This is a genomic window from Dyadobacter sp. 22481 (assembly GCF_052044875.1).
Lineage (GTDB): Bacteria > Bacteroidota > Bacteroidia > Cytophagales > Spirosomataceae > Dyadobacter > Dyadobacter endophyticus.
The window spans coordinates 300152-322537 of record NZ_JBQENV010000003.1 but is presented as its reverse complement, the minus strand read 5'-3'; the positions used below and the strand labels follow the sequence as shown (position 1 = coordinate 322537).

At 53.0% G+C, this 22386-nt stretch carries 13 protein-coding genes; 2 read left to right on the top strand and 11 right to left on the bottom strand.

The window, feature by feature from the left end; translation table 11 throughout:
- Nucleotides 1–8: 8 nt before the first annotated feature.
- The 9 genes from ACTJJJ_RS20265 to ACTJJJ_RS20225 form a co-directional block, all read right to left on the bottom strand.
- Nucleotides 9–812: an alpha/beta fold hydrolase gene (locus ACTJJJ_RS20265; RefSeq protein WP_188937753.1), complete on the bottom strand. Its 804-nt coding sequence runs from the start codon at nt 810–812 to the stop codon at nt 9–11.
- Complete coding sequence (locus tag ACTJJJ_RS20260; RefSeq protein WP_188937756.1) at nt 803–1102, bottom strand: phosphopantetheine-binding protein; 300 nt, start codon at nt 1100–1102, stop codon at nt 803–805. Before ACTJJJ_RS20260 ends, ACTJJJ_RS20265 begins: the two co-directional genes overlap by 10 nt.
- The gene (locus ACTJJJ_RS20255; RefSeq protein WP_440702820.1) at nt 1090–5403 is read right to left on the bottom strand and encodes a type I polyketide synthase; all 4314 of its coding nucleotides are present in this window, start codon (nt 5401–5403) and stop codon (nt 1090–1092) included. Before ACTJJJ_RS20255 ends, ACTJJJ_RS20260 begins: the two co-directional genes overlap by 13 nt.
- Before the next feature lie 33 nt (nt 5404–5436).
- Nucleotides 5437–12489 (bottom strand): SDR family NAD(P)-dependent oxidoreductase, encoded by a 7053-nt coding sequence (locus ACTJJJ_RS20250; RefSeq protein ID WP_440702819.1) that lies wholly within the window; start codon nt 12487–12489, stop codon nt 5437–5439.
- A 323-nt stretch (nt 12490–12812) separates the two neighbouring features.
- Nucleotides 12813–13811 carry a TolB family protein gene (locus tag ACTJJJ_RS20245; protein WP_440702818.1) on the bottom strand — a complete coding sequence of 333 codons (999 nt, stop codon included), beginning with the start codon at nt 13809–13811 and terminating at the stop codon, nt 12813–12815.
- A 64-nt stretch (nt 13812–13875) separates the two neighbouring features.
- The gene (locus ACTJJJ_RS20240; RefSeq protein WP_426295542.1) at nt 13876–14595 is read right to left on the bottom strand and encodes a hypothetical protein; all 720 of its coding nucleotides are present in this window, start codon (nt 14593–14595) and stop codon (nt 13876–13878) included.
- 75 nt (nt 14596–14670) lie between these two features.
- The gene (locus tag ACTJJJ_RS20235) at nt 14671–14919 is read right to left on the bottom strand and encodes a hypothetical protein (RefSeq protein ID WP_440702817.1); all 249 of its coding nucleotides are present in this window, start codon (nt 14917–14919) and stop codon (nt 14671–14673) included.
- A gap of 12 nt (nt 14920–14931) precedes the next feature.
- Nucleotides 14932–15705, bottom strand: coding sequence for an exodeoxyribonuclease III (xth, locus tag ACTJJJ_RS20230; protein ID WP_440702816.1), 774 nt, complete (start codon nt 15703–15705; stop codon nt 14932–14934).
- A gap of 13 nt (nt 15706–15718) precedes the next feature.
- Nucleotides 15719–16963, bottom strand: a complete 1245-nt coding sequence (locus ACTJJJ_RS20225) for an ATP-binding protein (protein WP_188937768.1) — start codon at nt 16961–16963, stop codon at nt 15719–15721.
- 72 nt (nt 16964–17035) lie between these two features.
- Here ACTJJJ_RS20225 and ACTJJJ_RS20220 point away from each other — a divergent pair, with 72 nt between their 5' ends.
- Nucleotides 17036–17239 (top strand): hypothetical protein, encoded by a 204-nt coding sequence (locus ACTJJJ_RS20220; protein WP_188937771.1) that lies wholly within the window; start codon nt 17036–17038, stop codon nt 17237–17239.
- Here the strand turns inward: ACTJJJ_RS20220 and ACTJJJ_RS20215 are convergent.
- Both ACTJJJ_RS20215 and ACTJJJ_RS20210 read right to left on the bottom strand, forming a co-directional pair.
- Nucleotides 17205–18230, bottom strand: a complete 1026-nt coding sequence (locus tag ACTJJJ_RS20215) for an ankyrin repeat domain-containing protein (protein WP_440702815.1) — start codon at nt 18228–18230, stop codon at nt 17205–17207. The two genes, ACTJJJ_RS20220 and ACTJJJ_RS20215, sit on opposite strands and share 35 nt — an antisense overlap.
- Nucleotides 18231–18305: 75 nt before the next feature.
- Nucleotides 18306–18788: a DUF7678 domain-containing protein gene (locus tag ACTJJJ_RS20210; protein ID WP_188937774.1), complete on the bottom strand. Its 483-nt coding sequence runs from the start codon at nt 18786–18788 to the stop codon at nt 18306–18308.
- A gap of 463 nt (nt 18789–19251) precedes the next feature.
- Here ACTJJJ_RS20210 and ACTJJJ_RS20205 point away from each other — a divergent pair, with 463 nt between their 5' ends.
- Nucleotides 19252–22380, top strand: a complete 3129-nt coding sequence (locus ACTJJJ_RS20205) for a SusC/RagA family TonB-linked outer membrane protein (RefSeq protein WP_440702814.1) — start codon at nt 19252–19254, stop codon at nt 22378–22380.
- Nucleotides 22381–22386: the final 6 nt, after the last annotated feature.

The following is a 22386-nucleotide window of genomic DNA, read 5'->3' as shown; positions in this document are numbered from 1 at the left end:
TGGTGGCTTCAGCCACAGTCCGCCGGAGCACCAGTCACGATCATCTCGTCATGTCTCACAAAGAACTCTATCAGCTCCTTTCCAATCACCTCCGGTTGCTGTACGGGCACGTTGTGATCGCCGGGGGCCAGTACCAGCCTCGAATTTGGTATTCTCGAAGCCAGCGTACGGCCCGAGGGCACGCAATTGGATTCTTCACCATAAATCAGCAAAGTGTCATTCGTGATTGCTGCCACCGCAGGATCATTAAAAAATGCCTTTTCTCCCTCCATATCCGACCGGATGGAAGTTTCATTGAACAAGAACTCGTACATCCGGTGGTTCTTCTCCAACTGCCTTTTTCCAGCCAGCAAACGGGTGGTATCTGCGAAGTTTTCGATGTAATGGATCAGAAACTCTTTGCTGTACGTGTCGATGATCGCGAGCGTCTCCTGTTCGCTCGGATCGGGGCCTTCGATGATCGCCAGTTTACCCACGCGCTCCGGGAAACGGGTCGCCATTTTTAATGCTACCAATCCACCGTAACTGTAACCGGCCAAATGCGCCTTTTCGATGCCGAGCTCGTCCATCAGGTCGCGCAGGTCGGTGGTCATCGAGGTGAGGTCGTAGCCGGTTTGTACTTTTTCGCTCATACCGTGCCCCTTCATGTCGAACAGCACCACGCGGTAATGCTTCGCCAGCATGGGGGCGATATTGAAATAGTACACAGCCAGGTTGCTGAACATCCCGTGGACCATGATGATCGTTTCCCGGCCCGCGGGGTTCAGTTCCTGCACGTGGAGGCGGATATTCGGTAGATCGATTATTGGCATTCCTGAATATAATTGATGATATTTTCGAGTTTCAGCTGGATAATCTCGTCGAGGTCCATGTTCGACAGCCAGCCGGTGAAATCGATGTTCGGGCCGAAATGGTTTTTGACTTTTTCCGAGAATGCGACGATCTCGATACTGTCCATCTCCAGGTCTTTCGTAAATGAGCTGGCAGGCGTAATATCCATTTCTTCCACAAACTCCTCGCCGATTACCTCGGTAATGAACTGGTTGAGGGTTTCGAAAATCTGTTCTTTGCTCAGCTTGTTTTCCTGTATCAGTTGGTCCATCCGATGATGTAATTAAAATGTTTGATAGTATTGATCCATGTATCCCGGATGCGCAATGCATCCTCTTTAATCTCCTCGATCTGGTAGCCTTTCGGGTTTCCCATTAGCCCTTTGCCGAGCATTTTGCCAAATGCTTCCTTTGCTACCCAGTAGCGCGTCATCCATTCATCGGCGTCGCGGCCTTCGAGTAGTTTCATTTCGGAAGGGGTAAAAACGATCTCGGTAAATCCTGTGCTCCGCGGCTGTATTTCTTCAATATCGATCCCAACGGGGCCTTTTTCGCTGGCGATGGCAACCGCTACCAGGTTCTTGTGCGCCAGCGAAATGTGGATTCCGCCTGTCATCGCACCATCCAGGAACGGCTTGCCCAGCTCATCCGACCGTATTTCAAATTCGATCGGGAAGTAAGCTTCCTTGCGCCCGCGCAGCAGGAGCATACGCGTGGCGTCTTTGGCTGCCACCCGGCTGATCATCCATTCCTTCTTTTTAGTAGGCATTAATCCCCGCTGGTGCCGTTTTTCGGGTTGGTTGAAATATCTTTTTAGAATAAAATCCCATGAAACAACGCGCTGGTAGGCATTGCGGAAAAGGAACACCCCGGGCGCCACTTCTTCCGACAGTACATTCTGCAACGGAGCCATGGAGACGTTCCAGAGCTTGTCGTCGATTTCCAGACGGCGGTTTTGCCAGCCACGAATGATCGACCATACTTTTCCATCGCGTTTGAGGATAAAATCGGCGCTGGCAAACTCGTCGGTAAGCTCGGTGAGGCGGCAGGTGCATTCGAAAACGCCCGCCTGATCTTCCATATCGCCGTAAAACTCTACTTCGTTGATTTTCACCGGGAATGCAATGCGGTCCTTGGTCAATGTGAGTTGAAGCCAGAGGCCGAAAAGCTGGCCTGCATTATCGAGTAGCGAGCCCTTACCCGAGCCACCGGCAATGAGGCCGGTAATGCCGTTTTTAGCCACATTTTTTACCTCCCTGATTCCCTGGTAGGCAGGTCCGTGGAACATATTTTCGCGGTAAATCTGCTTGGGTGTAATGTGTATGCCAAGCGATTCGCCGATGTCGTACCCCTGTGTTTCGGGTATCCCTTTCGTTTCCGAAAGTTGTACTTCCGCATTGGCATATTTATCCAGATCCAGGTAAACGCGGTTAGGAGCTTTCCACGCACCGGTAACCGTCTCGCGGAACGGTTCCACCACATTCATCCACTGAAATACCTTGATGCCCAAGATTTTCTGTACGCGCATTTCGGGTGCCTGCTCGCGGGCGATGTCGCCGAAAAGCTCGAAAATCATCGTCATCGGGATCACCGGGTCCATATCCTCCACGCAATGCCAGCCAGGCTTTTGTTTGAGAAGCGAGTGGTCGATGAGCCATGGACTGTTTTGCAGTGAAATGTCGAGTTGCTTTTTGAACGGCAGCCGTTGCAGCGGCAGCTGCGGCTGCCGCTGCACGGGTGGCTTAATGGCCGTTTGTGAGTCAGCAGGCCGGGCAATGGGTATGGCCGCCGGTCTGTTTCGGAACAGCCCCGCAAGTTCCGACTGCACGAAGGCGATCTCATCCAGGTTCGCCGACAGTGCCTGCATCACCGGATGGGCCACATCGTCCATCGCCAATTCCTTTTTCGGCGGGGTAAATGTAATTTTCTTCAAAGAATCCAGCTCTGTTACAAATGGAGAACCCAATTGCAGCTTCATTGGCTTGCGCTGCGCGGGCTGCTGTGCCTGGATGCCCATGAATGCGAGGTCGATATTTTTGCCTTCCACAAACAATGCGGCCATTACCCGCTGCAATTGCTGCAAACCGCCGCGGATCGGTACATTCGAAGCAATGGCGCTGTATGGCTTGCCTTTCAAAGTATCATCTACAAAGCCTACCAGCCCGCCCGAACCGACCTGAATGAACATCCGCACATTCTCCGCGTACAGCTTGTCGGTCAGCTCGCGGAAGCGCACCGGTTTTACGAGGTGTTCGACGCTCAGCGAGCGGATTTCATCGAACGATTCGGGATAAATATTTAGCGTCGTGGCCGACCAGAGCGGAATGGCCGTGGGTTGGAACTCCATCGTTTCCAGACCGTCCAAGATCCGGTCCAGCTTGTCCTTCACGAAGGGCGAGTGGAAGCCGGACTGGAACGGTAGCTGCTGATGGAAGATCTGATGGGTGCGTAAAATGGTAGAAAAATCCTCGACAGCCTCGATAGTACCGCAAAGAATGACCTGCTGCGGACAGTTGTCGATCGATAGATAAATATCCTCCCGGCCTTCCAGCCACGGTTTCAACTGGTCATACCCGCAGCCAACAGCGAGGAATTTCGTATTTTTTACTTCGAAAAGCTCCGGGTTCAGCCGGGTAAGAAGTTGTAATACCGATGATTCGGAGGCTAGTCCGGATGAGCGGCCGGCAAGCCATTCGCCAAGGCTGTGGCCGGCATTCATGTCGGGTTTTACGCCCAGTTTTTTAATGGCGGAATCGAGTATCCTGCTCTTTTCGAGCAGTTTCATGGCAGTATTGAAAACCGATTGCTCCTCGCCGGTTTCGCTCGCCTCAAAGCGCGGCAGTTGGAAATAATCAGCCACGCTGTCGATTTCTCCTCCTGCCAGGCCGTCGAGGCCGGGAAAAAGGAATGCAGTTTTACCGCCGTTAGTGAGCAAAGGTTCGCTGGTATACCAGATGTCCTGTTTGTTTCGCCAGATATTGTTTTTAGTAACAATCTTAATGGCCTTGGCAATGCGCTCGGGTGTGGGTTCGAAAATCGCGACACGGTAGTTGCCGGAGGCGGTTTCTTTTTCGCCGGTTTCTAATGCCGTAAGAAGTGCCTCGTGCGTGGGACGAGCGAGCAGTAAAACTTCGTCTCGAATTCGGACGTTTGAACTATTACTTAATACATTGTCTGCACTATCTTCCGGACATTTGTCCCAACCTTCCAGCACAACGTGCGCATTAATCCCGCCAAATCCGAATGCATTCACACCCGCATAACGCGGCAAACCCGACTGATGCCAGTCGGTAAGTTGCTTCACAGGTGCAAAACGCGTATCGGCCAATGCTTCTATGGGTTCTTCGCAATGCAGGGTAGGAGGTAGCTGGCCGTGGTACAATGCGAGTACGGTTTTAATAATCCCAGCAATACCCGCAGCGGGCATCGCATGTCCTATCATTGATTTCACAGAGCCAATCCCGGCTTTGGCGCCATCTTGCCCAAATACGGCAGCAAGCGTTTCCAGTTCCGTTTTATCACCCAGCGGCGTGCCGGTTCCGTGTGCTTCGAGGTAGCCGATCTGGTCGGTGCCGATACCGGCCATTTCCCATGCCTGGCGGATCGCTTTCACCTGCCCGTGCACGGTGGGGCTCATTACGCTCGCGCCCGCGCCGTCGCTCGATACGCCCACGCCCTGCACCACAGCATAAATGCGGTCGCCGCTGGCAATCGCGTCGGAAAGTCTTTTTAATACCACAAAACCGCAGCCTTCGCCGATAAGCAGCCCGTCGGCACGCTGGTCGAACGGTCGGATCTGCTGATTCCTGGACAATGCGCCCAGCTGGTGGAATATGCTCCAAAACGGCGCATTCTGGCAGGCGTGCACACCGCCGGCGATCATCATATCGGCCCGGCCGGAGTTGAGTTCCTGCACGGCGTGGTCGATCGCCAGTAACGAACTCGCGCAGGCGGCGTCGAGGGTATAGGCGGTACCGCCGAGGTCGAGGCGGTTGGCTACCAGCGAGGCCGTGAGGTTGGGAATGAGGCCCATCGCAGTATCGGCCGAAAACCGGCCTTTTTTCTGCTGAAATTCACTTTTTATCTTTTCAAAATCTTCGCTTTTGAGATCGGGGAGAATGCTTTGCAGCACTTCCACGATCTGCTGCCCCGTACGCACGATCTCGATCGCGCGGGTAGCGCCCGGACCGGTGTAGTTTCCCTTGCCGATGATAATACCCGTTTTGGCAAAATTGGCGCCGTTACTGAATGCGTGGGCATCCACCAGTGCTTGATGGGCGAGGCTTAATGCAAGTAACTGTTCAGGCTCGGTGCCTTCCACGGCCAGGGGTAATATGCCGAACTGGATCGGATCGAATTCGGCATAATTGTCTATAAAACCACCGCGACGGCAGTAAAACCGGTCCACAGCGACGCCGTTCTTCTCGAAGAAAAGGCTGCCCATCCGATTTTCCGGAACGGTTTCAATGGCGTCTACGCCGGTTCGGATATTTTCCCAGAAGGCGTTTAAATCGCCAGCCCCGGGGAAAATACCCGACATACCGATAATGGCAATATCTGCATTTCTTTTCATGATGGTCACAAGTTGTTCAATGCGTCGCGCTCATTATTCGGCCATGATCAGCACCTGACTTTCGGTGCCGTATTTTAGTTCATTGACAAATGTTTCCATGCCGTCGTAGAGCGGGATCAGCGGAATACCACGGCGTTCGTATTCCCTTTCGAGCGAAGGCGATACCATGCCTGTACCCTTCCAGGGCCCCCAGTTAATGGCCGTTACCTTGCCTTTTATTTTCTTTTGAAGCTCCCGGGCATATTTGTCGAGCACGCTGTTGGCGGCGGCATAGTCGGTTTGCCCGCGGCTGCCGTAAACGGAGGCCACGCTCGAAAACAGGGTCACAAACTGCACATCATCCTTCAAATGCTCCGCCAAAACGCGTAATGGCGTTACTTTGGTAGACATTACCCGCTCGAACGATTCCGGTGTTTTCTGGTGGAACAGCTTGTCTTCCAGCAATCCCGCGCCATGGATCACGCCATCGATGCGGCCATATTGGTTGTACAAACCTTCCACCACCGCGATCAGCGCCTTTTCGTCACGCAGGTCGAGGGAATGGTAAGTTACCGTCGAACCATTAGCTTCGAGTGCCGAAATGGTACCGAGGATCTGGTTCGCTTTATGGACTTCTTCCGTTTTCTTCTCAATCTCCGCCGGGGTTTTAAATGCTCCGGAGGAAATGATGCGTTTACGGATTTCTTCCTTGTTTTTTAAGCCTGCAAACGACTGATCGGCGCTTGTACGTGGGTCGGTAGAACGTCCTACGAGTACATAATTGCAGGGGTAATCTTTCGAGAAACGTACGGTCAGCTCGGCAGTAATGCCTTGTGCGCCACCGAGTGCGAGAATAACCGATTTTTTGTCCAAATGAATATCCGGATCGGTGCCCGTCGCGATTTCAGAGCGGATCAATTCCACAGTCTGTCGCTGGTTACCTTCGTAAACCACTTCGCAAGGCTCGTCGGTATGCAGGATTTCGTCTAATGTGATGCCCGCGATTTTATCCGCCGCAAGCTGTGAGGTGAAGCTCACCAACCGGCATTTGGTTTGGTCATATTCCTTATCCAGGCTTTTTAAAAGACCGGCATAGCCCTGGAAATGCCGGAGCAGCTTCACGTCGGTATCCTTATCGAGCGCGCTCTGGGTGTCCGAAACCGTGTAAATCCATTTTACTTTGCCGAAATCCAACTTCTTGATCAGTGAGAACGACTCAATGATCGTCGGTTTCAGGCGGGAAGTGAAAATGTTGAGGATGATCAGCCCATCAAAGCCTTGCAGTGGTTCATCGGTTGAGATAATGCTCACTTCCGCACCATGCTGCTCGAAAAGGGACTTAATGGACGTCGCAACATCACCGGCATCATCGGTTACTGCGAGCCGTTTGCCTTTCAGTGCCGCGGGATCGAGTACCGGAATAACCGAGGGTGTTAACCCGAAGCGGAGGCGCGATAGTTTTTCGTTCAATACTGCTTTCGGAATGGGGACGACATTCAGGCTTTCCGCTTTCTGGATGGAATCCTGCGCGCCGGTCAGTGCTTCCGACAACCAGTCGATCAATCCGTTCAGCGTTTTGATGGACGCCAGTTTTTCGACCAACTCTTCGCCGCGCTCCTGGTAAATCTGAATTAGCCCGTCGATATTGTTTTTAAGTTCACCGATGATCTCCATCCGCTTGATGGAGTCGATGCTCAGGTCGGCTTCGAGGTCCATATCCATGCCTAGCATTTCCTGTGGATAGCCTGTTTTTGCACTCACAGCTTCCAGAAGCACCGATTTAATGCGGCTTTCCGACCATTCTTCGATAATGCCGTCCTGCGTCACCGACAGTTTGCTCAACGGCACGTTTTCGGTGGAGGGGACGACGACCGTGGTTTGCTGCTGGTGTTCGGTAATCCAGTTAACCAGTAAATTCAACGTCTTGATAGTCGCCAGCTGTTCGATCACCGTCTCCTCACTTTGCTGACCAGCCTCGAAGCCGCCCAGCTGCTTGCGTAACTCGCCGATGATTTCCATGCGTTTGATGGAATCGATGCTCAGGTCGGCTTCAAGATCCATATCCATGCCAAGCATTTCCTGCGGGTAGCCTGTTTTATCACTGATTACCTGCATGACCAATGCTTTCACATCGATAACCGGCCTGGCAGTAACTGGTACAGGCGCGGCCTGAGTTGCTTTTTCAATCACAATCGGCAACGGTGACGGGGCATTGGCCGCAAGTCCTCCCGGGGCAGGCTCGTACACGTCGATATTTCGCGACGGCGGCACAGATTGTCCAAGGTAGCCCAATACCACATCACGCTGGGCCTGAATGAGGTATTTCACACTATTCAGGTATTCGTGAACAACCCGCTCGGCCTCGGTACTGCCAGCCATTGCTGCGCCAGCCGCAGTGGCACCTATCGGAACTGTCGGCTGCTGAAATGCAGCGAGTTTGAGCGGCTCGGTTACCGGCAATGCGCCGTGTGCGGGCAATTTTCCGTGCAATGGAAGCGCCATCTGGCCGTCGACGAGCCAGGTGGTGAGGCTCTTGCGGTATTGTTCCGGCTTGTCGAGATCGAGCACCCGGGCGTCGCGATCTTCGAAAAGTTTGTTAAAATCGATATTTCTGCCGGTGGCGACATAGCCAGCCAGGGTGTGCAGTAGTTGCACGATGCCCGGCTGGTCTTTGTCTTCGGTGTGGAGGCAGATTTCTTCTTTACCTATAATCGACTTGGTAAGGCCTGTAAGCACTTTCCCGGGGCCTACTTCTATAAAAATACGGGCGCCGTTTTCATACATTTGCCCCACTTCTTCCGAGAAACGCACCGGTCTCACGAGGTGGTCGGCGAGGCGTTCCTTAATGGCTTCCGGCGAAACAGGATAGGGCGCCGCGTTGGTATTCGACCACACTGTAACAGCAGGTTCATTGAACGGTACGTCGCGTAACACCTCGGTATAAAGTGCTTTCGAACCTGCCAAAAGCGGGCTGTGGAACGCACAGGCTACTTCCAGCTGGCGGAAGGATATTTTCAGGTCGGTCAGTTTTGCAGTCAGTTCTGCAATAGCGGGAGTGGTGCCTGCCAGCACCCATTGACGCGGCGAGTTGTGGTTAACCGGGTAAATATGGTTGATCTCCGACACAATGCGGGTCAGCTCATCTTCCGGGCAATTCACGGCTACCATGGCACCCTTGTCGTCGCCGATCGCGTCCAGGATCGATTTGGCGCGTTTTTCGCTGAGCGGAACGAGCTGACTGTCTTCGAATACACCTGCAAAACACAATGCAGGCAGCTCGCCGTAGCTGTGGCCGGCTACCATATCAGGTTGTATACCAAAATCTTTCAACAGTTCGGCGATCGCCAGGTCGACAATACCCAGCAGCGGTTGTGCAAGACGTGTATCTTTGATTTTCTCCTTTTGAATGCGCGCAGATTGTTCGTTGAAAACAGCATCCGGGAAGATGATCTGCTGATAGGCAGGATGTTTTTTTAACAACTTCCGCATCGCAGGGAATGCCACGAACAAGTCGCGCGCCATATCCGCACGCTGGCTGCCCTGGCCGGGGAACATAAACGCTACTTTGCCAGCAATGTTTTTGGTATAGTAAATACCTTTCGCTTCTGTACCGGTTGGCGCCAGGGCCAGCTTGGCACGTGCATCGCTATTACTTTCAGCTACAATGCTAAGCTGCACAGGCTTTTCGCCGTACAAATTCAAGCTATTCGCCACATCCCGCAACGAAACCGATTCGTTCCCCAGAATATCATGGGCAGTTTCGACAAGTTGCAACGCTTCGGCAAGCGTGTCCCCACGGAATACCAGCATTTCAGCAGGCCACGCCTTTGCCGATTTACGCGGCTTTTGGGCCGACGCATTCTCGATTACGGCGTGGAAATTGGTCCCCCCAAAACCGAATGCGCTGATTCCCGCCACCCTGCGATTGTCTGTCCAAAGGGCCGGTTTGGTCTGGAACGCAAAAGGGCTGGTTTCGGGGTTATAGTAAGTGTTTGGTGTTTTCAGGTTAATGGTCGGCGGCTTGATACCGTGGTATACGGCCAATGCAGCCTTAATGAGGCCCGCAAGTCCGGCTGCGCATTTGGTATGGCCTATTTGCGTTTTGACCGAGCCTAAATGCGTCTGGCTGGTCAATGCGCCGGAGGCCAGCATCATTTCGGTCAATGCGCTGAGCTCGGTTTTGTCGCCTACTACGGTGCCGGTGCCGTGCGCTTCCACCAGGCCTAGTTCCGCCGGGGAGATCCCCGCCTGATCGTAAGCGCGTTCCAGGGCCTTTACCTGTCCCGATTTTCGCGGGGCGGTGAGACCGAGGCTCTTACCGTCGCTCGAACCACCCACCCCTTTGATGACCGCGTAAATGGTGTCACCATCGCGCAATGCGTCTTCCTCGCGTTTCAGCACCACCATGGCCACACCTTCTCCCAGGGCGATACCGTCGGCCTCCGAGTCGAAAGTAGCGCAGCGCCCCTTGCGGGAGAGTGCGTGGGTGCTGGAAAACATCAGGTAGTCGTTGATGCCGTTATGCAGGTCGGCGCCACCGGCGAGGACCATTTCGGAGCGGCCCAGAATCAGCTCCTGACATGCCAGGTCGATCGCCGCCAACGAGGAAGCGCAGGCCGCGTCGACGGTATAGTTGCGACCGCCCAGGTTCAGGCGGTTGGTAATGCGGCCGGAGATCACATTCGCGAGCACGCCCGGGAACGAATCCTCGGTCAGTTTGGGTAATGCGTCGTCGAGTTCCTTGGGGATTTCTCCGAAAAACTGTGTGTATAGTGAGCGGAAGCCGTAGTTGTTGGCAAGGTCGTTACCTCCTTCCGCGCCGATGATCACCGATACGTTGTCGCGGTTCGTATCCGCTCCATACCCCGCATTTTCAAGCGCCTGCTTCGCTACGAGCAAGCTCAGCAGTTGAGTAGGGTCAATAGCCGCCAGCGACTGCGGCGGAATGCCGAATTCTACGGGGTCGAAATCTATTTTTGGAATAAAACCTCCCCATTTCGAATGCGATTTGCTGCCGTCGGAAACGGTAGGGTCGTAATATAGCTCCTTGTTCCAGCGGTTGTCAGGGACTTCGGTCACCCAGTCTTTGCCGGCCAGGATATTGCCCCAAAATTCTTCGATATTGCGGGCACCGGGATAAATGCAAGCCATTCCGACGATGGCAACATTCAACGCTTTTTTCTTTCTTCTCGGGACTTTTGGCAGAGACGCCTGCTCGATGTATGTATAATTTTGGGTCGCCACGTCTTCGTGCAGCTCATGCATGGTCATGACTTTGTCGAGCATCGCCGCCGCCTGGCCGATCATATACATGCCACGCCTCGTTTGCGCTTCCGGTTCAATCGCGACCAGGTTTTCACTTTGTCTCTCAATGCCCTTGGCAGCAATGCGGAGCCGGCCGACATTCAGTTTTTCGAGCTCCGCCCAGATCTCTTTTTTATCCAGTCCCGCTTCTTCCATTCGCGCCTTCTCCGCATTAAAGTCAGCTGCAAAAGGCGATTTCAGGCAACGGGTTTCGTGCCCGGGTGCGGTTTCGAGCAGTATCGTTTCGGTATGTTCCAATGCCTGAGCCTGGAAACCCGGCAGAATGGCGCCGGTAGCCACGGCCTCGTGGGTGTAGAGATAAGCGGTGCCCATCAAAACACCTACTTTAACGCCCCGGGCGGCCAATGGTGCCGCTATTACGGAAATCATCGCCGCTGAAAACGCGTCGTGGATTCCCCCGGCGAAAAACACTTCGAGCTGCTCGGTTTGTTCTTCCTGCAAAAGCCGGTTGATCTGTTTTTCCCAAAGTACAAAGCTGGAAAGCGGCCCTACGTGGCCACCGCATTCCCGGCCTTCGAAAATGAATCGTTTGGCCCCTTCTTTCAGGAACATATCGAGCAGTGGCGCCGACGGAACATGAAGGAATGTCTTGATACCCAGCTTTTCCAATGGTTTGGCCTGCGATGGACGGCCGCCTGCGATGAGCACCACCGGTGGTTTCTCTTCGGTGATGTAGGCAAGTTGTTCCTCGCGCAGATCAGCGTCTGCAAAGCCGAGAATACCAACGCCCCATGGCTTGTCGCCTGCCAGCTCACGTGTTTCACGGATCAGGTTGCGGGCCTTTTCGCCTTTCAGGAGTGATAATGCTACAAAAGGCAGTGCGCCGGCCTCGGCGACGGCTGCCGCAAATGCGGGTACATCGCTGACGCGCGTCATAGGGCCCTGTGCAATAGGGTAGTGTGTGCCGAGTGCCTGCGCGAGCGCATTGTGCGCTGCGAGCGGGTTAAGATGTTTGGCTTGCCGCAAATGGCCGTGCATGGCCTCCTTGAAGGCAAATACGAGCCGCGAAAGTTTTTTATATTGTTTAACAAGATCCGTACCGATGGCAATATCCTGCCCGAGAGGGAGGTACCCCTTGTCAAGATCGGATGTGTGTAATAGCGGTTGCAGGTCCTCGCGTGTGGGTTGTGCGGGCAATGGGGGCGAATTGGGCCGTACGAGCACACGGAAACCGTCGATTACGCGGGTTTCGTTGCCGTTCAGCTTTTCGCTGATGGCTTTCAGCGAAGCCGGAGCAGCGCATTCGGCAAATGGCAGCAGTTGGCTGTCGAGTACGACACCGCGTCCGCCGAGAGCCGTTACCCCAGCGGCATTGTGGACGCCGATCCCGCCTTGCACCCATACCGGAATTCCGCTAACCTCCTTCATTATACGTTGAAAGAGGATGAAGGAAGAGTCGTTGCTAACCAGGCCAGCCCCCTCATTGCCTTTGGCGATGAGGCCTGTTGCACCTGACGCTTTCGCCTGCCGTGCTTCGTCCACGCTGAGGACCTGATAGATGATTTGAAGAGAATATGACGGGTTAGGAAAAGTCAGACCATATGGTAGTATTGCTAAGGTTACTTGTTCTGGTAAATGGATGTTCAGGAGGGTGTTGTCGGAGTAGCATACGCCAAAGGGCTTTTTACTTTTGGCAGCCATTTTTTTCAACGCTTTCGTAGCGATTTGTTGATCCCTTCCGAGGTGGATTACCGGGAAGGCGCCTGCTTCTGACAGTGCCAGCGCCAGGCCTGTATCCGGTCGCTCCATCGGGCTAATGCCGATCATTTCCAGGTTTTTCATAACGTAGTTCTTTTTAGTAAATCTGTATTAATCGGCTCATTTTGAGGATGATGAATGGAAGGGTCGGGAGAATAGCGGATGGTCTTAACTGATATCGTCCGGTTCATGGCGAAAGATACATATTTTATAATTCGAGAAATTACTTCTATTGGCAAATTGAAATCTTACTACAAGAAATTGCCACATGTGTGGTATTTATTTGTGAAATAATTTCAACATTTCGACTATACTGGCTTGCATGCCCGTAAATACTGAAGGCCGCCCCGCTGAATGTATCCAGCGATGGCGGCCTTTGGTGCTTAATCTCTTCGGTAATCTCCGATCTACCAGTCCCGTTTAAGACCGGTCATGTAGAGATCGTACCCTCCTTTGCCCCCCGGGCGGTTGGAGGAGAAGAGCATCAGCGGGTAATTGAAATTCGGCAAGCTGGGGAGAATAGGACGGTACTCATTATGCGAAGAATTGATCCGAGGTCCTGCGTTGATCGGTGTGGACCATTTGCCGTTTTTGTATTCGGAATAGTAGATATCTTCGCCTCCCTGCCCTCCGGGCCGGTCGGACACGAATACCATCATGTCTTGCTGGATGTAAGGACATTTGTCGTTGTAGGGGCCCGAAAGTTCCTCGACTTTTCTTAGCTCGTATTTTGGCGGTGCTACAATGCTTTCAATGGTAATTTTCTCTGTTTCCTTGCGTGGGATTTTTACCTCGTAGATATCGAAGTTGCCATCGCGATCGGAACAAAAATAGATACGATCGCCTGTCCAGGAAAAGGAAGGGTAGGCGTCGTTCGCGGGAGAATTCAGGTATCTGACAGGCTCGGGGGCCGAAGTGCCACGCCTGGTATATTTGATATCCATTTTACCGGAGGAATCGTCGGCATAGAAAAGGAACAGGTCATCCTCCGTGCCATAATTAATCAAATCGTCCCGGAGCGAGAGGAACTTCGGGCCATACACATTGAAATTACCGTTTGCTTTGCCGACCAGTTGTTGTGCACTGTTATAGATGTCACCTGAAAAATAACCTCCCGTCTGCTTTCGGCCTTTTTTCAGACCTAGGTGCTTGTCATAATCCATATAGGCATGCATATGCACCAGATTCAGCACATCTTTTTTCTCCCGTCTCGACGAAAACACAAGCTCCAAATCTCCGTGACGATTGTTGGGGAGGTCCGAATTGTAATCGTCATACTCCGAATTGATCTCTTCCAGGTTAACGACGTCGGAAAGAAACTTACCATCTTTTTTGTCTGGGTCCATGCCAGGAGGCCAGCAGCTGAATACCAGAAAGAGGGAAATTACAGGCAGGAGCTTTCTCATATCCGAAGCGTTTTAAGTTTGTATCCCCAGTGACACAAAGTGGCTCCGAAACGTTGCGATGAAACTACTTTGGCAGGGTATCGCAATAAGTAAGCAGCCGGATCAAATCCTGCTCCTTACCGAAGTCGGCCGGGTTTGTTCTCAGGTATTGATCGATCGCCTTTTTGTGTGCAGGGTAGAGCTTCTTGAGGCTTCCGGCGGTGGGGATGTAGAAGCGGTTATTGTTGTCGATCAGGTAATAGGCTGTCCGGTGGGAGAATACGCCTGCCGCATCGGGATTGAGTTTCTTGGACGCGGCGGCCTGATCGCTGGAATACGAGCGGTAGGTTGTGACGGAGGATGCTGTATAGGAAATACCGTAGGGCCCGCCTTTTTCGGTGCCGATCCTGGCCAGTACCTCACGTTTGCCCAGGCTGGCGCGGTTGAAGGTGCCGACAACCTCGCAGTATCCGAAACGCTTGTCGAACCGGTAGGATTTATCGCCGATCGTGATGTTTTTCAGGATCGCCTTATCGATGATTTCCAGGGTATCCAGCTTGGCATCCACAAAAAGCACATGCCCGCCGATATAGTTGTAATTGAAACGTGCCTGAGACGTGCGTCCATCGACAAAATCTGCCTTGCCTGTCGTGAATTGGCCGAACTGGTACCGGTCGGCATAGGGAATTACCTTGTCGGGATATTCGCCCGCTTTAACCTTAAATACCTTAGGTTGCTGCGCATGCGCTAAATACGGGCAGATTGCCAGCATTATGAACAGGATCCGGGCTATTGTGTTTTCCATAGGAGAGCTTTGAATTATCATCTCAAAAAGCAAAACTGGTGGTAATCTACGCACCCGTGGAGCTTTTAATATTCTTTAGGTAAAACTGATGAACGCCAGGTAGGCAATGATGATCACGGGAAACCCGCTTATCGTGAGCGCCCAGCCGGAATGTCCCGCCCCGAGCAGGAAATAAGCACCGGCGGCACATGCTATAAGTACCAGGATCGGGAGAAATACCATACCCTTCCCCGCCGAATCCTGTCCGCTGCTGAAAAGTGAGAAGAAAAGAAACAGCGCTGCGGCGGCGTCGATAAGCATACACCCGTAAATAAGCGTCTTCATACGTGAATAGGTTTAATCTTTCAGTTCGATCCAGACCGGCGCGTGATCGCTGGTCTTTTCCCAGCCGCGCACCTGTTTGTCGACCCCCGCGCCTACGAGCCTTGGCGCCAGTTGCGGGCTGAGCAGGAAATGGTCGATGCGCAAGCCGGCATTGCGTGCAAATGCATTGCGGAAGTAATCCCAAAAAGTGTAGATCTTTTCATTGGGATGCAATGTGCGGAGCGCGTCGGTCCAGCCCTGTGCGGTCAGTTTCGCGAAGGCTGCACGGGTTTCGGGCCGGAAGAGCGCGTCGTCGACCCAGCTTTCGGGTTTGTACACGTCGAGTTCAGTCGGCATTACATTGAAATCACCGGTGAGCAGCACAGGCTTTTCTGCCGCCAGGAGTCCTTCCGCGTGCGTGATGAGGCGGTCGAACCAGCTAAGTTTGTAGTCAAACTTAGGCCCCGGGGCCGGATTGCCGTTCGGGAGGTACAAGCCGCCGACGGTCAAACCGCCGATTTCGGCTTCAATGTAGCGGCTGTGGGTGTCGTCCGGATCTCCGGGCAGCCCGCGGCGGATTTCGCGGGGAAGGTCGCCGCGCGAAAGTATGGCGACGCCGTTCCAGCTCTTTTGCCCGTGCCAAATGGCCTTGTAGCCGGCGTCAAGGATTGCCTGTTCGGGGAATTTCTCCTGCGGGGCCTTTAATTCCTGCAAACAAACGATATCCGGCGCGGTTTCGTCCAGCCAGCGGAGCAGGACGGGCAGGCGGCCATTCACACCATTCACATTATAAGTCGCTATTTTCATTTTTTTCGGGTAGTTAACGTGACAATGGAAGGGTGATAACAAATGTCGTGCCCTTTCCCGGGTTAGCTTCCGCTTTGATGATGCCTTTGTGGTTGCGAACGATTTTACGGCAGTAGGCCAGCCCTACGCCTTCTCCTTGTCTGAAAGAGCCGGTCGGCAGACGGGCAAATATGTCGAACACTTTTTCGAGTTGGGAATCACCGATCCCGATACCATTGTCCTCCACGCTGATCTCCGCGTAAGCCATTTGAAGGGGCTCCGGCAGCAGATCGTCTATTTCGTGCAGTGCCAGCTCGCGGCTGGAAATCCGGATACGTGGCGGCTCGTCGTGCCCGCAAAACTTGACGGCATTGTCCAGCAGTTGGAAAAAAAGCTGTTCCATTTGGTGGGGTACGGCCATTATCGACGGCAGCCGGTCGGTTTCGACGGTGATATTCCGGCGTTCGATCTGCGGCTGCAGTTGTGTGGTAACGTCTGCCACGACGTGGTCCAGGCACACACTGGTAAGTGCGTCGCTGTCTTTCAGTCCCGAGAAGTCGGACAAGTCCTTGATCATCATCGAGAACTGTTGCGCGCTACTGCGGATGTTCACGGCGAGTTCCCTGGCCTTTTCAATCTCGTAGCGGTCGGTAGCATTGACCAGCATATCGCTGAAAGTCCGCAGCTTCCGGAGCGGTTCCTGCAAATTATGGCTCGAAATATGACGATACTGCCTGGTTTCGTCGTTCGGAACAAGCAATTGAGTGGCCAGGTCGTGCATGGCTGCGCGGGTGCGCTCCATGAGCTGGATGCTGTCGAGGTGAAATGCAAGCAGCTCCGCGAAAAGATGGAACATCCCGATCACGCGCGGGTTCTGCAACTGGTTGGGTTTCGGATCGATGGCAAATAGTGTTCCGAAAAACGCCCCGCTTTTCAAGGTGATAGGTAGGGAAATATAGCTTTTAAAACCATATATCCTGGGGGTGGGGTGTCCGCTGTAAAATTCGTTTTCGTCCACATGGTCGATCACGACGGCCTGGCCGCTGCCGCGGATTTCGTTGCAGATGGTGGTGCCGATTTCCAGTTCTTCACCCACGCTAAGCCCAAACCCGATCTCGTCTTGCACGCTGCATGCGATCCAGCGGTCTTCCGTGACGCGCGCCACAGCTGCGAAACCCATGCCTGTTGAGCGACAGATTACCTCTAATACGGTTTGAACGATAGGTATTTGTTTTACCTTTTCAACGTCGGCAAATAAAAAGTCGTCCGGTTGTACCATTTTTTAAGTGCGGAAAGCAGGTGGATTAGTAAATTTAGGTGCCGGGTTCCGGATAACCTAGACTTCCTCTGCATGAAAATCTTCTTCTTGTCACTGCTTATCGCGATCGCTGCCTATCTGATCGCTGCTGTGGGTGGTTATTTTTTGATTACAAAATTATCTTCCAACTCCCACGACAAGTCGATGGAGGCGACCATGACGGCGGCCTTTGTTTTGGGACCTATTGCCGCAATTATCGCATTCATTGCGGCGTACCTGACGCTACGGGCAAATTGAGGCGTTGGGCAAGCTTTATCAGATCATCGGGTGGTGTTTTACCCCAAGAATGGTGATTTTTGATTTGGTATCCCACCGAACTGGCGATGGTTGAACCACCCGGGGTTTGGTAATGAATATCGGCCCCGGCTTCGATGAGCATATCGCAGATCATCCATAGTTCCAGATCGGCCGCCGTTAGCAGGATCGACGATTCCAGCGTCAGCTCGTCGGCCTTAGGGATTTTCGCATTAGGATCGGCCCCATGTTCCAGCAGCATCCGTACCCGTTCGGCCTTTTGCAGCCTGGCTGGTTCTGAGTTTTCACCGCATACGACATCGAACAAAAGAGGTATCCCTTTGCCGGCCGTGCGCGCATTGGCGTCGGCGCCGTTTTCCAGGAACCATTTCAGCAGGGCGGGGGAGTAGCCGCGTACCAGGAAATGGGTAGGCGTATGCGCGGGGTCGCCATTGTCAATTTTCGCGCCATTCTTTAAAAGCACTTCCAAACAGGCGATCAGGCGCGCGGTGTCGGCTTCGAGTCCCTGCATTGCCGCAAAGTCTAGCAACGTGACCTGCTCGTGGGCTGTCTGGTTCAGGGTGGGTATCGGTTGTTTCATGTCTTCGGCGAGCTGTTCCGCGTCGAGCGCCACGATGGACATCGCCAGTTTCCTGCGCTGGTCATCTTTGAAATAGTAGGAACCATCGGCTAATTCCGCGCTCTCGCGTGCCCAGGTGGCGGTCTTCCATTTTCCGATGATGGGCGACGTGATCAGCATAAGCAACGCTGTTACGGGCGGGGTAACGCATAGGACGAGAACTGCAATGCGGGTAAATTGAAATGGAAGAAGGTTGATAGCCGCCAGGATACCCAGCGGAATAAAAAGCAAGACGATATACGCGGTGGCCAGCCGGTCGTCTGTCGAGCCGGAGCGGCTAAACAAAAGCAGCCCAATGAGAAAGGCGGTATAGAGGCCAAGAAGACACCAGTTCGCGAGTGTGATTGTTTTCATGCCGCGAAATTAGCCATACCCGGTCAGTCATAGCGATTTGTAAATCAGCTATTTATTTAGTGGTAAGGTGCTTTTTTAATGTGCGGCGATAAATTCGTCGAGCAATGACTTTACGGGATGGTAGTAGATTTCGGCGCGACGACTCGGGCGGATGTCCCAGCCACGGTCGTAGTTGACGATACATGCGCCAATGAAGTTGTTTGTAGTTTTTCGAACTACCGGGTCCCAGATCGACAGTTTGGAAATACGCCCCTTTTCCATGGCTGTTTTGGCAGGTGTTTTAAGGATGAGCGCCGAAAACTCGTATTGGTTCACGGTTCCCGAAAGCCACACCGCACCTTCGATCTGTGGGTCGTTGCTTTGGTCTTTTACCTTCGTGCGGATTTGCACCTGGCTCTTGGCAGGCACTTCCGTCTTTTTGCTTTTCAGATAGGCATCAATGGCACGCATAGCATGCTCCGCCGGGTCGATGCCGTCGAACTCACTGAGTTCGTATAATCTTTTGATTTGAAAGTCAGTAAGTTGTATGTGTTTCCGATAAACTTTTTGCTTCACCATATCCCTTCTAAGTAGCACTCATTCAAACATACACAGCTTCCGGGATGGATTCAACGGCTTGGATGCTTTTTGTGCATTAGGGATAGAAATTTGGATTTATACCGATTCTTGATAAGCAATCGATGTACCAGAAGCCGCACGCGGACGGTTTCAAAACAATGCAAATGCGAGAAAAAGTGTCAGCTTACTGTATTTGAATAGTGCAATAAATGCTTCGATTGTTTTTCAATTTTTTACTAAAAGCAAATAATCGAAAATGTGTCGAATTTACACTAACTTGGTGCAGAGTAGAACTTGTACTACCCAATGCAATCGTTCCCGGTATCGTGTGCAGAAATAAATCCCGTAAAATGTTTGGGGGAATCGAAGGGGTCAAATAGACTTGATCGTGGTTTCAATTGGACTTTATCAATGAAAACCGGCGAATATCTTGAAATAGTTATATTCTAAATGACTCAATTACATGAGAAAACCACTTCTACTCATCTTTACCCTGCTGCTGGCGGCTTTGGCTGTGCAGGCGCAGAACCGCGTACTGAAAGGGGTTGTGATCGATGGCGTTTCGAAGGAACCGATGCCAGGGGTTTCGATCCTTATCTCGGGAACCAATTCGGGAACAGCTACCGATGTCGAGGGGAAATTTACATTGAATGTGCCGGAAAGCGGCGCTAACGTGATTATCAGCTACGTCGGGTTTGTGAAACAGACGATCGACGTGGCCAACCGGGGTTCGCTCACGGTGGTGCTCGAACCGGATGTGAAAGCACTCGAAGATGTGGTGGTGGTAGGTTATGGCGAGCAGAAGCGCTCGCACCTCACCGGCGCGGTCGCGACGGTACGAATGAAGGACGTGGAGGAGCTGCCCGTGGGCGATATCTCTTCCGCATTGGTGGGCAAGCTGCCGGGAGTCAACGTTTCGGGCGGTACGGCGCGTCCGGGCACGCCTGCCTCGATCGTTATCCGTAACCCTACAAAAGCCTCGAAAGACGGCGGAAGCAACTCCCCACTTTATATTATCGATGACGTGATCCGTTCGGAAGCGGATTTCCAGCTGCTGGATGCCTCCGAAATCGAAAATCTCTCGATCCTGAAAGATGGCGCGGCGGCGGTGTACGGAGCACGGGCGGCATTAGGGGTAGTGGTCGTGCGTACGAAACGCGGAAAAGCAGGCAAGCCAACCGTAAGCTACACGACGACGGTGGGCGTTTCCGATGCTTCCTATAAATCCAAAATGATGAACGGCTTTCAGCATGCGACCTATCTGAACGACTTCAACCGAAGCCGCGGCCTGGCAGCCAACGACCCGGAATATTATTCGGCCGACGAACTCGAATATTTCAAAAACAACAACAATAACTGGTTCGATATGGCTTGGAAGCCGTCGTTCAACACCCGCCATGCGGTGAATATCAGCGGCGGTACCGAGCGCGCGACCTTCTTCGCTGGGGCAACCTATTTCGCTCAGAATGGTAATGTCGATAATATCAGCTACAAGAAATGGAATTTCCGCGCGAGCACGGATGTGAACGTGACGAAGCATATTAAAGTAGGACTGGGCGTAAGCGGTAACCTGTCCGACAACAAGCTGTTTTACCTGAAACAAGGCGGGGAGAATGTCGAAAAGGATGTGACTAACCTGCTTAATACACCGCAGTTCATCCCACCTTACGTCGACGGCCTACCGGTATTGCTGCCGGGCGGATCGGGGGCAACGGGCTTCCATTTCTTCGAGGCACAAAAACTGAACAACTACACCCGCGCCCGGAATGTGGTGCTGAATGTCAATGCTTATCTGGAATACAATGTGCCGTTCATCCGCGGTCTGAAACTCCGCACGGTGTACAACAAGAATCTGGGCAACGACTGGGGCAAGCAGTTTGGGACCTATTATAAAACTTACGGCTTCTCGATGCTCGGAGAAAACAAGCACATTTACGGCGGCACGCCCAATGCGCCAACCCGCCTCAACAACGGCGACCGCTTGCGCTTCAACCCTGGCTACACCGACGGTTACCAGCTGAATTTCAACCTGAGTTACGCCCGTGATTTCGGACGGCATTCGGTGAGTGCGCTGGCGCTGGTCGAGCAATCGGAAATTTACACTGAAAGCATTGCCACGATGAAGGAAGGCATCTTTGAAGGCGGCAACGATTACCTGATGTCGGCATTTGGTGCGAAAGATATTGGCCCGAATGCGGCCAACGAAAGCGGTATTCTTTCTTATGTAGGCCGCCTGAACTACTCCTTCGCCGACCGCTACCTGTTCGAAGTGTCCTTCCGCCGCGACGCTTCCACGAAGTTTGCTCCGGAATATCGCTGGGGTACATTCCCGCAACTTTCGGCAGGGTGGGTGATGTCCGAAGAACGGTTTTTTCGCGAAAAATTACCTTTCATCAACAACCTGAAACTGCGCGGGTCCATTGGCTTCCTGGGCGGCGACCGCACGGCGGCCTGGCAATGGCTGCAACGCTACACGCCGCAGGCTTCAAATGGCGCGCTGTTTGGCGGCAACGGCGACCGTACGGTGGGTATCAAACTCGAAAAGTTGCCCAACTATTACGGGCGCTGGGACGATGTGACGAAGAAGAATGTGGGTATCGACGCATCGTTCCTGAACAACCGGCTGTCGACGACCATCGATGCTTACCACGACCATGGTTACAATTTGCTCACGACGCTCACCTCGTCAGTACCGCTTACGATCGGCTCGGTGATGCCGGCCGAGAACTTTGAAACGGTGAACTCGTTCGGCCTCGAATTTGCAACCGGTTGGAGCGACCGCATCGGCAAGAACATCGATTACAACATCGGCGCATTCCTCGCGTGGAGCGACAACAAGAATATTCTCGTGGACGTGGCCACTACCAACCGCGGCAGCTGGCAGGATCCCACGGGCCGGTCGAGCGACCGCGGCTTGCAGGGCTATCGCTACCTGGGCATGTTCCGTTCGCAGGAAGATGTGGACCGTTTCCTTGAAAAGAACCCGGATTATACCATTATGGGTTACGCGCCGAAGCCGGGGATGCTTTACTACCAGGATATCCGCGGCCCGCGCCAGACCGACGGCAGTTACGCCGCACCGGATGGCAAGATCACCGAGGATGACCAGGAATATCTGACCAAAAAGGAGAATAACCACTACACGTTCGGTCTGTCGTTCGGTTTCGGTTTCAAAGGGTTTAAGGTGGATGTGGTAACGGCCGGTTCGTTCGGCGGGCAAGGCCTCGTAGATGGCGACGCGCGCAAAAAAGCCGCGAAGGACGTATCCCGCCCCGTTTTCTGGGCCGACCATTACACACCGGAAAATCCGAATGCGAAATATCCCGATCCTTACTGGGAAGAAACCTACTCGATGGTGTCGTCATTCTGGTTCCGCAATGCATTTGCGTTCAATATGCGCAGCCTGAATGTGTCGTACCAGCTAAGCCAGAATGTCGCCAAAAAGTTGGGAATCAGTTCAGCAAAAATTATTGGTGTGGGCTTAAACCCGGCCACCTTCTTCAACCCGTACGACTACAAGGCTGCTTCGGGCTCCTATAATGTGTACCCGCAGATGCGCACGTGGTCATTGGGATTAAACCTTACACTCTAAAAATCG

Coding starts and splice junctions, on each gene's coding strand:
- ACTJJJ_RS20265 (WP_188937753.1), bottom strand. CDS start 812: ATGCCAATAATCGATCTACCGAATATCCGCCTCCACGTGCAGGAACTG.
- ACTJJJ_RS20260 (WP_188937756.1), bottom strand. CDS start 1,102: ATGGACCAACTGATACAGGAAAACAAGCTGAGCAAAGAACAGATTTTC.
- ACTJJJ_RS20255 (WP_440702820.1), bottom strand. CDS start 5,403: ATGAAAAGAAATGCAGATATTGCCATTATCGGTATGTCGGGTATTTTC.
- ACTJJJ_RS20250 (WP_440702819.1), bottom strand. CDS start 12,489: ATGAAAAACCTGGAAATGATCGGCATTAGCCCGATGGAGCGACCGGAT.
- ACTJJJ_RS20245 (WP_440702818.1), bottom strand. CDS start 13,811: ATGAGAAAGCTCCTGCCTGTAATTTCCCTCTTTCTGGTATTCAGCTGC.
- ACTJJJ_RS20240 (WP_426295542.1), bottom strand. CDS start 14,595: ATGGAAAACACAATAGCCCGGATCCTGTTCATAATGCTGGCAATCTGC.
- ACTJJJ_RS20235 (WP_440702817.1), bottom strand. CDS start 14,919: ATGAAGACGCTTATTTACGGGTGTATGCTTATCGACGCCGCCGCAGCG.
- xth (WP_440702816.1), bottom strand. CDS start 15,705: ATGAAAATAGCGACTTATAATGTGAATGGTGTGAATGGCCGCCTGCCC.
- ACTJJJ_RS20225 (WP_188937768.1), bottom strand. CDS start 16,963: ATGGTACAACCGGACGACTTTTTATTTGCCGACGTTGAAAAGGTAAAA.
- ACTJJJ_RS20220 (WP_188937771.1), top strand. CDS start 17,036: ATGAAAATCTTCTTCTTGTCACTGCTTATCGCGATCGCTGCCTATCTG.
- ACTJJJ_RS20215 (WP_440702815.1), bottom strand. CDS start 18,230: ATGAAAACAATCACACTCGCGAACTGGTGTCTTCTTGGCCTCTATACC.
- ACTJJJ_RS20210 (WP_188937774.1), bottom strand. CDS start 18,788: ATGGTGAAGCAAAAAGTTTATCGGAAACACATACAACTTACTGACTTT.
- ACTJJJ_RS20205 (WP_440702814.1), top strand. CDS start 19,252: ATGAGAAAACCACTTCTACTCATCTTTACCCTGCTGCTGGCGGCTTTG.